Annotated in this window: 12 protein-coding genes; 6 read left to right on the forward strand and 6 right to left on the reverse strand. The window is 44.9% G+C overall.

Features of this window, described 5'->3' with window-relative positions; all coding sequences use genetic code 11:
- Positions 1-28: 28 nt before the first annotated feature.
- From E2R65_RS05890 to E2R65_RS05900, 3 genes are all read right to left on the reverse strand, one after another.
- A complete protein-coding gene (locus E2R65_RS05890; protein WP_134335572.1) occupies positions 29-1,030 on the reverse strand; it encodes a LiaI-LiaF-like domain-containing protein in 1,002 nt (333 codons plus the stop codon).
- Between the two features lie 3 nt (positions 1,031-1,033).
- Complete coding sequence (locus tag E2R65_RS05895; RefSeq protein WP_134335573.1) at positions 1,034-1,639, reverse strand: PspC domain-containing protein; 606 nt, start codon at positions 1,637-1,639, stop codon at positions 1,034-1,036.
- 80 nt (positions 1,640-1,719) lie between these two features.
- Entirely contained in the window at positions 1,720-2,424 is a 705-nt protein-coding gene (locus E2R65_RS05900; protein ID WP_134335574.1) for an SDR family oxidoreductase, read from the reverse strand.
- 93 nt (positions 2,425-2,517) lie between these two features.
- Here E2R65_RS05900 and E2R65_RS05905 point away from each other — a divergent pair, with 93 nt between their 5' ends.
- The 5 genes from E2R65_RS05905 to dnaK all read left to right on the forward strand — a co-directional run bounded on the left by E2R65_RS05905 (position 2,518) and on the right by dnaK (position 8,300).
- On the forward strand, positions 2,518-3,249 hold the full coding sequence (locus E2R65_RS05905) for an MlaE family ABC transporter permease (RefSeq protein ID WP_134335575.1): 732 nt from the start codon (positions 2,518-2,520) through the stop codon (positions 3,247-3,249).
- A complete protein-coding gene (locus E2R65_RS05910) occupies positions 3,246-3,998 on the forward strand; it encodes an ABC transporter ATP-binding protein (RefSeq protein WP_134335576.1) in 753 nt (250 codons plus the stop codon). The genes E2R65_RS05905 and E2R65_RS05910 overlap by 4 nt, the downstream gene beginning before the upstream one ends.
- Before the next feature lie 110 nt (positions 3,999-4,108).
- Positions 4,109-4,996, forward strand: a complete 888-nt coding sequence (locus E2R65_RS05915; RefSeq protein ID WP_134335577.1) for a class I SAM-dependent methyltransferase — start codon at positions 4,109-4,111, stop codon at positions 4,994-4,996.
- Positions 4,997-5,081: 85 nt separating this feature from the next.
- On the forward strand, positions 5,082-6,146 hold the full coding sequence (locus E2R65_RS05920) for a ubiquitin family protein (protein WP_134335578.1): 1,065 nt from the start codon (positions 5,082-5,084) through the stop codon (positions 6,144-6,146).
- A gap of 243 nt (positions 6,147-6,389) precedes the next feature.
- Positions 6,390-8,300, forward strand: a complete 1,911-nt coding sequence (gene dnaK / locus E2R65_RS05925) for a molecular chaperone DnaK (protein WP_134335579.1) — start codon at positions 6,390-6,392, stop codon at positions 8,298-8,300.
- Positions 8,301-8,497: 197 nt separating this feature from the next.
- On the opposite strand, the gene E2R65_RS05930 is transcribed toward dnaK, so the two are convergent.
- The 3 genes from E2R65_RS05930 to E2R65_RS05940 all read right to left on the reverse strand — a co-directional run bounded on the left by E2R65_RS05930 (position 8,498) and on the right by E2R65_RS05940 (position 10,911).
- Complete coding sequence (locus E2R65_RS05930; protein WP_134335580.1) at positions 8,498-8,857, reverse strand: response regulator transcription factor; 360 nt, start codon at positions 8,855-8,857, stop codon at positions 8,498-8,500.
- A gap of 244 nt (positions 8,858-9,101) precedes the next feature.
- Positions 9,102-9,422, reverse strand: coding sequence for a YMGG-like glycine zipper-containing protein (locus E2R65_RS05935; RefSeq protein WP_134335581.1), 321 nt, complete (start codon positions 9,420-9,422; stop codon positions 9,102-9,104).
- Between the two features lie 181 nt (positions 9,423-9,603).
- Positions 9,604-10,911: a gluconate:H+ symporter gene (locus E2R65_RS05940; protein ID WP_221229857.1), complete on the reverse strand. Its 1,308-nt coding sequence runs from the start codon at positions 10,909-10,911 to the stop codon at positions 9,604-9,606.
- A 187-nt stretch (positions 10,912-11,098) separates the two neighbouring features.
- Between E2R65_RS05940 and E2R65_RS05945 the strand changes: the two genes are divergently transcribed.
- The gene (locus E2R65_RS05945) at positions 11,099-12,322 is read left to right on the forward strand and encodes a multidrug effflux MFS transporter (protein ID WP_134335583.1); all 1,224 of its coding nucleotides are present in this window, start codon (positions 11,099-11,101) and stop codon (positions 12,320-12,322) included.
- The last annotated feature ends 39 nt before the right edge of the window (positions 12,323-12,361 follow it).

The raw sequence follows: 12,361 nt of genomic DNA on the forward strand, positions 1-12,361 counted from the left end.
AGGCATCAGCCATCCGGCAATAAAAGAATTAATATTTGATCACTTTTACATCAGACAAGCCACCTTTAACATGGATGATGATCTTGTTTTTGGCAGTGGCATAACCCTGGCTTTCATAGCTGTTATCGTCTTTTTTATCAAAACCAGTAAATTCGTTTGATGACAGGCCGGTATCAGATGTTATGCGGCAGGCTGCGTTTGCCGGTACTTTAATTTCCACTTCAGATACACCGGTAGAAACATCTACATTGGTTTCTGCCAGCGGCTGGCCAAGTTTTACATGGAAGGATGCCGCACCGCCGTTTATCTCCAGGCTTTTTATTTTAAACGGCGACAGGTCAAAATCCAATTCGGTTGCGCCGGCTTTTACATCAATGTCCCATTGGGGCCTGGTGTTCAGTTTCATGGTGGCACTATTGCCGTTATCGCTGTCCCAGTCAATATGGCCTTTTTTGTCTTTCATGCGCAGCTCAACAACGGGTACATTACCCTCCATTCTGTGGGTGTAGATATACCGGTTAAAGCGTTCTTTTGTGGTGGCTTCAAACAACAGGCTGGTGGTATCTTTAAGGGTATAAAGCGTACCGCCGCCGCTTACAATCAGTTTGGCAGATGTTGCAGCAGCAAGGTAAGGCTGTGTATAAGTACTGCTGCCTTCTACCTTAACAATGCCGGTACTGTCGCTGTCGCTGTCGTTATCATCATCGTTGTCGTCATTATCGTTCCTGTCGTTACGCCAGCCCTGGTCGTTAAAACTCCAGTGGTTGTTGAACGGAGAAAACCAGCGATTCTCAAAATGCCCGAATATCAGCAAGGTAAAGCCTAATATTACAACCCCAATTTTAAGTGCGGTTGCCCAGGGCGCTTTGTTGTTGGCAAACACCAGGTTTACACCCGCCATGATCAGGAATATGGGCCAAAGGTGCCAGATGTTACCCCAGCGGAAATCTATTATGTGAAAATTATCTAACAGGAACACGGTTCCTAACAACACCAGGATAAGGCCCGGTACAAGTTTTTCGCTTTTCATGATCTATGTGTTTGGAGTGTTATCGTTTTGTTTTTCTTCGCTTGTTTCGGTTTTAGGCTGTTCGGTAAAGTCGGCCTCTTTTTTTTCGGCGGTCCATCCCGGTTTTTCCCAGGGCTGTTTTTTGGCACCGAATATTAAGGTGGCGCCTACGGCAACCAGTACTACCGGCCACAATTTTTCAAAATCAAAATCGGGGATAAAATCTATCTGGTCAAGCAGGAATAAGCTGCCCAATACGATCAGTATGATCCCGAAAATAACACCGGCATTGGATGTTTTTTTAACCGTGGGCACAGGTGCGAACGGCTGGCCGGGGAATGGCGGCGGTACGGTATAATCTAACTTTACATCGCCAAAGGGTTGGCCGTAATTGGGGTTATAGCCCGGTGTAACACCCGGTTTAAAATTAGGGTTAATATAGTTGAAGGGGCGTTTGGGCAATACTATCCATAATATGATGTAGGGTAATACACCAACGCCTTTTAAACATACGGCCAATACAAACAGTACCCGTACAATTGATACGTCTATATTAAAATACTCGGCCAAGCCTGCGCAAACACCACCTACTGTTTTGTGCTGTTCGTCCCTGTAAAGTTTCTTTTCCATTATCTTATAGTTTAAGTGTTAGCACCCTCTACTCTTTTATTTTAAGCTCCTCTCCCTCGGAGAGGGGTTTGGGGAGAGGCTTATAACTGGCCCGGCGCAGGTTTTATCATCACTTCATCAACATTTGCACCGGCGCTCATACTTAATATATTTACAATTGCCGATGCTACATCCTCCGGGAGCACCATCGTGTTTTGATCAACCTCAACGCCTTTCCACGAATCTGTTAATGTTGACCCCGGGATCACTGCTGTTACCTTAACACCATGTCCCTGCGTTTCGAGCCTCATTACCTTATTAAGACCTAAAAGTGCATATTTAGTTACACTATACATACCTGCCTCTGCTATGGGGTTTATAGCCGCTACAGAGCATATATTGAATATATGCCCTTTACCGACAGAAACCATGGTTTTACCGAAGAAACGGTATAGTTCATAGGCCGGCATCAGGTTAGTATCTATCTGTTTTTGGAAAGAATCTTCGCTATCGTTAAGTATGGCAACATGCTTGTACATACCCACATTATTCACCAAAATGTCGACGAAACCCAGCTTTTTCTCGGTGAATTCGGCAAATTTTTTCAGTTCGGTGCGGTTACTGCAATCCGTTACCAGGGCTACTATCGTAATTTGAGGATTAATCGCCTGCAGCTCCTGTTTAAAATTTAATAAATCTTGCTCATTCCGAGAACAAATGGATAGGTTTATTCCTTGTTTAGCAAAAGCTACAGAAACAGCGCGGCCAATGCCCTTGGTTGCTGCAGTTATAATGGCGTTTTTCATGCTTAAATATCAAATTAAATTGATTGAATTTGAAGCGGCAATATAGCTTAATATTAAAAAATGTATTTTTAACCGAATTTTCACCCATCACAAATGTTTCAAAGCTTAGGAAAATATATACTCTTACTGCGTTTAAGTTTTAAAAAGCCCGAAAAGTTCAGTGTTTACTGGGCCGAGGTAATGCGCGAAATGGTATCCGTGGGCATTGGCTCGTTGGGTATCATCAGCATCATATCGGTATTCATCGGCGCAGCCACAACCATACAGGTAGCCTTCCAGTTATCAAGCCCTTTGGTGCCCCGCAGTATTGCGGGCAGCATCTCGCGAGATTCAAATATTTTAGAATTTAGCCCCACCATCTCCTCGCTTGTACTGGCAGGGCGGGTAGGCTCTAACTTTGCATCAAACATTGGTACCATGCGCGTAACCGAGCAAATTGATGCCTTAGAGATCATGGGGGTTAATGCACCGGGTTATTTAATATCACCCAAAATTCTGGCATCTATCACCATGGTGCCGCTGCTGGTTATCATATCTATATGCCTGGGTATTACCGGTGGTTATATAGCTTGTTTAGTTACCGGCAGTATTACCCCGGCCGATTACCTGATGGGTGTTAACGACGGGTTTGACGGCCTTACCATCAGGGTAGCCCTGGTTAAAGCTTTTGTTTTTGGTTTTTTGATAGCTTCTATTTGTTCTTACCAGGGGTTTTATACATCAGGCGGTGCGCTTGAAGTGGGCCAGTCGGCAACCCGTGGTGTAGTTTTCAGTTGCGTTTGGATCTTATTTGCTGACCTTATGATCACCAGTTTAATGTTATGATCGAGATTAAAGATATTTTTAAAACATTTGGTGATAACGATGTACTTAAAGGCATCAGCGCTACTTTCCAAACAGGCAAAAATAACCTGATCATCGGCGGCTCGGGCTCTGGTAAAACCACTCTGCTTAAGTGCATCGTAGGGCTGCACGAACCTACCAAAGGCCAGGTGTTTTTTGAAGATGAGAATTTTACCGAAATGGATTTTGAACAGCGCGTACCCATCCGTACACAAATAGGCATGCTGTTCCAAAATTCGGCTTTGTTTGATAGCATGACGGTGGAAGAGAATATTATGTTCCCGCTAAACCTGTTCACCAACCAATCTAAAGCAGAGAAGCAGGACCGCGCCAATTTTTGCCTGGAACGTGTGAACCTGAAGGACAAAAATAAGCTTTACCCGGCAGAACTATCGGGCGGGATGAAAAAACGCGTGGGTATTGCCCGCGCCATATCTATGGAGCCCAAGTTTTTATTTGTGGATGAGCCCAACTCCGGCCTTGATCCGAAAACTTCTATCCTGATAGACGACCTGATCAACGATCTGACCACCGAATACCAGATGACCACCGTTATTGTAACCCACGATATGAATTCGGTAATGGGAATAGGCGATCATATCATCTTTTTGCACCAGGGACAAAAATGGTGGGAAGGATCGAACAAAGACATTGCACATACCGACAATAAAGAATTGAACGACTTTGTATTCGCCAGCAAATTTATGCAGGCCGCTAAAGAGAAGTTGTAGGTTAAGTCAGAAAAGTCTGATGACCGAAAGTCCGAAAGAAGATTATCTTTGCAGTGATTAACAACTTCCGGACTTTCCGACTTTACGGACTTGCGGACTAATGATAAAGAATGATCCAACTGCTTACCCCAACCTACTGGAAAGATTACGAGCTGATTGATTGCGGCGACTTTGAAAAGCTGGAACGGTTTGGCAATGTTATATTGATACGCCCCGAGCCGCAGGCGGTGTGGAGCAAAGCCCTTAGCCCCGCCGAATGGCAACGCCTGCACCATATTAAATTTAAGGGCCGCAGCGCCACCGCAGGCGATTGGGTAAAAAAAGACCCAAAAACACCCGACCGCTGGCACATCGAATACAAAAATAATGATGTGGCGATCAAATTCCGCCTGGGGCTAACCTCGTTTAAGCATTTGGGGATCTTCCCCGAGCAGGCTGTAAACTGGGATTATATATCCGGCAATATCAAAAAATTTAAAACGCCGGCACCAAAGGTACTTAACCTGTTTGCCTACACCGGCGGTGCATCGTTAATAGCCCGCGCAGCAGGTGCCGATACTACCCACGTAGATTCGATAAAGCAAGTGGTTACCTGGGCTAACGAGAATCAGGAGCTATCCGGTTTGAAAGACATCCGCTGGATGGTAGAAGATGCGCTTAAATTTGTGAAGCGCGAAGTTAAACGCGGTAAAACCTATAACGGTATCATCCTGGATCCGCCTGCTTACGGTAACGGCCCCAATGGCGAGAAATGGAAGCTGGAAGACAACATCAACGAGATGATGAGCGATGTGATCCAGCTGCTGGATCCCGAAGAGCATTTCCTGATCCTGAACACCTATTCGCTTGGTTTCTCGTCGGTTATTATCGAAAACCTGATCAAAAACGCTTTCCCCAAGGTATCAAACTTAGAGATAGGCGAACTATACTTACAGGCTACAGCAGGCCCCAAGCTGCCGCTGGGCGTGTTTGGTAAGTTTTATAAAAATAAAAGTTAAGCCAGCACGGTATTATATATTAACAACCATTATATTTAACCACATATTAATCCGGTACCATACCGCTTATTACTCTATCTATTCTATGAAATTTAAAAGCGTACTATTTTCTGCACTGTTCGGGTTAAGCTCGTTGGTGTTATTACAAGCCTGCAATTCAAACAACGGCAGCAAACAGGCCGGTAAAAAAGCGGGGGATACCACTGCAAAAGCAAAAGGCGAAGAGGCCGATACCTTAAGTGTTGTAAAATCAACCTACCCGCCAATTGATAAAGCCCTGTATGATTCTTTATTAAAATTTAACGCACATAACGATACCAGCGGCAGGTGGCCGGTAAAAAACCAGCCATACCCCCTGGGTGGTGCCATATTGCCGTTTAAACGCGTGGTATCTTATTACGGTAACCTGTATTCAAAAAAGATGGGCATACTGGGCGAATTGCCGCCAAAAGAAATGCTGGCCAAGCTGAAAGGCGAAGTGAAGGCATGGGAAAAAGCCGACCCTAAAACACCCGTACAGCCGGCCCTGCATTATATTGCAGTAGTAGCACAGGGCGATGGCGGTAAAGATGGTAAATACCGTTACCGTATGCCGTTTAAACAGATTGACAGTGTGCTGGTACTGGCTAAAAAAGCGCATGCCATTGTGTTTTTAGATGTGCAGGTGGCATTAAGCAACATACAGGCAGAATTGCCTTTGTTTGAGCCCTATCTTAAAATGCCGCAGGTGCATTTTGGCATGGACCCGGAGTTTTCTATGAAGGATGGCAGCAAACCGGGCAAAAAAATTGGCACCTATGATGCGGCAGATATCAACTACGTATCTAACTATTTGGCTAACATTGTTAAAAAGAACGGCCTGCCGCCAAAAATTCTGGTTGTGCACCGTTTTACCCGTAAAATGGTTACCAACTACAAAAACATTAAATTGCACCCCGAGGTGCAGGTGGTAATGGATATGGACGGCTGGGGCGAGCCCGACCTTAAAACCGGTACCTACCGTTACTTTATTAATCAGGAGCCGGTGCAGTTTACAGGCTTTAAGCTGTTTTACAAAAACGACATCAAAAAAGCGCCTCACCACATGCTTACACCCGCAGAAGTGCTGTCAAGATACAGCCCTTATCCGTTGTATATACAATATCAGTAAGTTTTACTACAGCTAAAAAAAAGTCTTATAAAGCCTTAAGCTATACAACAGCTTAGGGCTTTTTTGCTTTTGAGGGTCGCCGGGATGTCCTGCCAACCTGTCACCGAAAAGTAAGTTAAACTGACGGTTTAGTTGTTAACTGACACATGCATTCTTATTTTACTGCCAAACGCATATTGGCACAGGCATTGATAAACAGGTATGTAAGCAAAACAATAATCAATAAAAAAATAAAATCATAATATGTCTAAAATAATTGGAATTGACTTAGGAACAACAAACTCCTGCGTATCAGTAATGGAAGGTAACGAGCCTGTAGTTATTGCTAACAGCGAGGGAAAACGTACTACGCCTTCTGTTGTAGCTTTTGTTAACGACGGTGAGCGTAAAGTGGGCGATCCGGCAAAACGCCAGGCCATTACAAACCCTACAAAAACTATTTACTCAATTAAGCGCTTTATGGGTAATAACTTTAATGAAGTTACTACCGAAGTTGGCCGCGTACCTTACAAAGTAGTAAAAGGCGACAACAATACACCACGTGTAGAAATTGGCGACCGTAAATATACCCCGCAAGAGATCTCGGCCATGATCCTTCAGAAAATGAAGAAAACTGCCGAGGACTTTTTAGGTACGGAAGTAACCGAAGCGGTTATCACTGTACCCGCATACTTTAATGATGCACAGCGCCAGGCAACTAAAGAAGCCGGTGAGATTGCAGGTTTAAAAGTTCGCCGTATTATTAACGAGCCTACTGCCGCTGCCCTTGCTTATGGCTTGGATAAAGCACACAAGGATATGAAAATTGCTGTGTTTGACTGTGGTGGCGGTACGCATGACGTATCTGTACTGGAGTTGGGCGATGGCGTTTTTGAAGTAAAATCTACCGATGGCGATACACACTTAGGTGGTGATGACTTTGACCAGGTTATTATTGACTGGATGGCAGACGAATTTAAAAGCGACGAAGGTGTAGACCTGCGTAAAGACCCAATGGCTTTACAACGCTTAAAAGAATCTGCAGAGAAAGCTAAAATAGAATTATCAAGCTCTACCCAAACCGAGATCAACCTGCCATACATTACAGCAGGCGCCGAAGGCCCTAAACACCTGGTTAAAACTTTAACCCGTGCAAAATTTGAGCAATTGGCTGATAGCCTGATCAAACGCACTATCGAGCCTTGTAAAACTGCTTTGAAAAACGCAGGTTACAGCACCTCAGATATCGACGAGATTATTTTAGTGGGTGGTTCTACCCGTATCCCTGCTATACAGGATGCTGTACAAAAATTCTTTGGTAAAGCACCTTCAAAAGGTGTTAACCCGGATGAAGTGGTTGCCATTGGTGCAGCTATACAAGGTGGTGTATTAACCGGCGAGGTTAAAGATGTATTATTGTTAGATGTTACCCCGCTATCTTTAGGTATCGAAACTATGGGCGGTGTAATGACCAAGCTGATCGAATCTAATACAACTATCCCAACCAAAAAATCAGAAACTTTCTCAACCGCGTCTGACAGCCAGCCGTCTGTAGAGATCCACATATTACAGGGCGAGCGCCCGATGGCAGCGGGGAACCGTACCATAGGCCGTTTCCATTTGGATGGTATCCCGCCTGCACCTCGTGGTGTTCCTCAGGTAGAAGTTACCTTTGATATTGATGCCAACGGTATCTTACACGTATCTGCAAAAGATAAGGCTACCGGTAAAGAGCAAAAGATCCGTATCGAAGCTTCTTCGGGCTTAACTGATGCCGAGATCAAAAAGATGAAGGATGAAGCTGAAGCTAATGCTGATGCGGATCAGAAAGCAAAAGAAGAAGTTGAAAAGCTGAACTCTGCCGATGCGCTGATCTTCTCTACCGAGAAACAACTGAAAGAGTACGGCGATAAGATCCCTGCGGATAAAAAAGGCGCTATTGAAGCTGGTTTAGAGAAATTGAAAACTGCTTACGCAGCTAAAGATCTTGCCGCTATTGAGCCTGCACAAGAGGAATTAAATGCTGCATGGACTGCTGCATCTGAGGATATGTACAAAGCATCTGCCGAGGCAGGTCAGCAACCGGGTGCCGACGCAGGTCAGGCTGCCGGCGGCGGCCAACCACAAGGCGGCGCTGATAATGTAACCGATGTTGACTTCGAAGAAGTTAAATAACCTCCGCTTATTATAAAACAGAAAGCCGGTACATTGTGCCGGCTTTTTTGTGTAATTCATTTTTGATTGTCAGTCTGAGCTTGTCGAAGACTTAGTAAAACGGCTGATGGTTCGACAGGCTCATCATGACATAGTTAAACAAGAAAGGCCATTTATATACTACGAAATGGCCTTCACTTTATAAGATCCTTTATCGCTTAAGAGATTAAATTATTCACTTTCTCAACCAGTTCGGTTAAATCAAACGGCTTATTGATGATGGCATCGCAGCCGTAGGCATACAGGTCAGATTCGTGGCTGATGTAGGCCGAGAAGATAATAACCGGCACATTGCCGAATTTAGGGTGTGCCTTAATATTCTGACAAAGCTCGCCGCCATTCTGGCCGGCAACGCGGTAATCAAGAATAACCAGGTCGGGCGAAAAATCTTCAACCAGTGGCATTACGTTTACACTTTCTCCGGTGCTTTTTACTTCAAAGTTTTCGTAAGTGAGGGTTTCATGAACGATATCAAGAATATCCTGATTATCATCCAGTACTAAAATTCGCTTCACCATGTTCAATAGATAATTAATTAAAAGTGAACAAATATATCGAAGAAAGATGAAAAATATATGATACTAACTGTTGCAGCGGAAGGTATGATATAGATGTGACGGATCGGCTCAGATCAAATTTACTACATTTAATTTAATTAGAAATGCAGCGGCCAAAATTTATGGCACCTAAGGAATGGTATGCACACAAAAAGCCGTACGTTATACAACGTACGGCTTTAATATATCTGTTTAAATATACTGATTAATAAGGATATGCTTTGCCCGGATGTGCACGTTTCCATGCGCGGCGGCGTTCCAGGTAAGCTGCGCGTTTGCGTTTTTCTTCGCGTTTGCGGGCTTCGTTACCAATAATGTAACCACCACCGGCACCAATAGCACCGCCTATTACGGCACCGCCAACATTTTTACCTATTAAAGCACCTGCAACTGCACCACCGGCACCGCCGATGATGGCGCCCTTGCCTTGCTTGCTCATTCCTTTGCTTTCTTGTGCCTGTGCGTTAAAAGTAACCGTGCTGGTTAATGATAGTAACAGGCCTCCGTATATAATTAACTTTTTCATGGGTATGTATCTAATAATAATGTGTATAACAAATAGTAAGCCGTTATTGTTTACCTTTATTACAGAGTGTTAAATACAGCAATGGTTTAAAAACTAAATTAAAAAACTGAATTATAAGGCTTCAACTGTATAGTATTCCCTGCACTGCTGTAATGGGGTAGATGCTAACCCCACAGGCAGGTTATACAAAAAGGTTTAGCAGCAGCACCCCTGCAAGGCCTATAACCGATACTAAACTTTCCATCATCGACCACGAGCGGAAGGTATCTTTAATGCTGAGGTTAAAATACTCCTTAAACAGCCAGAAACCCGAATCATTTACATGCGAAAATGCCAGGCTGCCCGCCCCGATAGACAGTACCATCAGGTTGGGGTTTACATGCTCGGTAACCACCAGGCTGGCCACAATGCCTGCAGCGGTAAGCCCCGCAACCGTAGCCGAGCCTAAGCTGATGCGGATGATGGCTGCTATTACCCAGCCTAAAACAAGCGGCGGCATGTTAAAGGCTTTCAGGCTGTTAGCAATTTCTTTATCCACGCCGCTGGCGGTAAGTACCTCTTTAAACGCACCCGAGCCGGATATGATAAGCAGTATCAGCGAGATATCTTTTACGGCATCTACATAATTAATGCCCAGCTGGGCCATGTTGCGCCCCTGTTTTATACCCAGCGTATAAGTTGCCACGATCAGGGCAATCAGCATCACGATGGATGGATCGCCCAGGAACGCCATTATTTTTAAGGCACTTTGGTTTTTAACGCCCAGGTAGGGGAACGATGCGGTAAGCATTAGCAGCAGCACGGGCAGCAAGGCGGTAAAAAAACTAATAAAGCCACTCGGCAGTTTATCGGCAGGCATTTCTTCGGCGCGGAAGGTGGCCAGCGGCTCGGAGGGGATGTTTCTGAGCGAGCGGGCAAATATAGGCCCCGCCAGTATAATGGCAGGTATGGCTATTGCCAGGCCATAAATAAAAGTGGTGGCCATATTGGCATTAAATAACACTACCAATGCCGACGGCGAAGGGTGAGGCGGCAAAAAACCATGCGTAACAGATAGTGAAGCGATCATGGGCAGGCCGATGAAAACCGCCGGCAGCTTATATTTATACACTACCGAAAATATCAGCGGTACCATCAGCACAAAGCCTATCCCATAAAACAGGGGGATGCCAATAATAAAACCCGCAGCCACCAGCGCCCACTGGATGTATTTTTGCCCAACGGCATTTACCAGCACTTCGGCTATTTTTTGGGCTGCACCGCTGGTTGCCACCAGTTTGCCCAGCATGGCGCCCAGGCAAATAATAATAAGCAGGCCGCCTAAAATATCGCCAATACCTTTTTGTACCGATGCGGTAACTTTATTTACAGGGATACCCAGCATTAGCCCGGCAGTTATAGATACCAGTAAAAAAGCCAGGAAGGGATTAAGCTTTGCCCAGCTAACCAACAGGATGAGCAGTACTATACAAAACAGTATTACCAGCATTGTTATTTATATAAAAGGGATGATTAAATAGTAATATTGCCGGCAAGCCGGTACAACTAAAGTAATAATTATATCAATTGAATGGGTGTTTAACCCGTAATAGGCTAATAAAATATAATATTTTGCCAATAATTATTTAAGGCGAATAAATCCTTGCAGCCGGTTTAAACTTTGTTTATTTGCAGATATGACAAGCCAACGCTACTTTTTCCTGATACTGATACTGGGCTCGCTTACCGCACTTGCGCCCTTTTCAATAGATATGTACCTGCCGGGTTTTCCGGATATTGCCAGATCGCTGCATACCAGCCCCGAGAAGGTTGCCCTGTCGTTATCCAGCTTCTTTATCGGTATTTCTGCAGGGCAGTTACTGTATGGCCCATTGCTTGATAAATATGGGCGCAAACCGCCCTTATTTGCCGGCCTGGCTGTTTACATTGCAGCATCGGTAGGCTGTTATTTTTCTACCGGTATCGAAATGCTTATCGCCATGCGTTTTATCCAGGCGGTTGGCGGCTGCGCGGCTTCTGTTGCATCTATCACTATGGTGCGCGATATCTTCCCGGTGAAGGACAATGCCAAAGTATTTGCCTTGCTGATATTGGTTTTGGGTGCATCGCCCATGATAGCGCCAACCGTTGGCGGATATGTTACCAGCGCCTTTGGCTGGCAGTTAATATTTTTAATACTGGCGTTAATTGCCATAGTAATAACGCTGTCGGTTATATTTTTCCTGCCCGAAAGTTACCAGCCCGATGCCTCTTATTCCTTAAAACCCGGCCCTATAATCAGTAGCTTTTTAGTGGTTATTAAAACGCCGCAATTTTATACTTATGCCATCAGCGGCGGTATCGCTTTCTCGGGCTTGTTTGCTTACATTTCTTCATCGCCGTTGGTGTTTATGGATGTGTTTAAGGTAAGCAGCCAAGTTTACGGGTGGATCTTTGCCCTGCTGTCTGTTGGTTTCATCGGCTCCAGCCAGTTAAACAGCCTGCTTAATAAAAAGTACAAAAGCGGGCAGATAGTTAATGCCGCCTTAATTGCCATGGTGGTAATTTCGGCGCTTTTTTTGGTAGGGTCGATGCAAAACATATTGGGGCTTGCGGGTACCATCATTATGATATTTTTGGTGCTGTGCTGTGTAGGGATAGCCAGCCCCAATACCTCGGCCCTGGCCCTGGCGCCGTTCCAGAAAAACGCAGGGACGGCATCCGCCCTGTTAGGGGCGTTTCAAATGTGTATCGGCTCGTTAGTATCGGTGGGTGTAAGCCTGTTTAAAAGCCGGTCATCTGTGCCTATGGCGCTTATTATGCTGGTAGCATCATCCGCAGCCTTGCTGGTATTAATAGCAGGCCGGCGTAATATTAAAGGTGGCATACAGGCCCTGGATGCTGCCTTTGCCGGGCATTAAGATTATAAGGGGTTTTAAAGCATCAATTAAGAGTAGTAT

This window comes from Mucilaginibacter phyllosphaerae (genome assembly GCF_004378255.1).
GTDB classification, from domain to species: domain Bacteria; phylum Bacteroidota; class Bacteroidia; order Sphingobacteriales; family Sphingobacteriaceae; genus Mucilaginibacter; species Mucilaginibacter phyllosphaerae.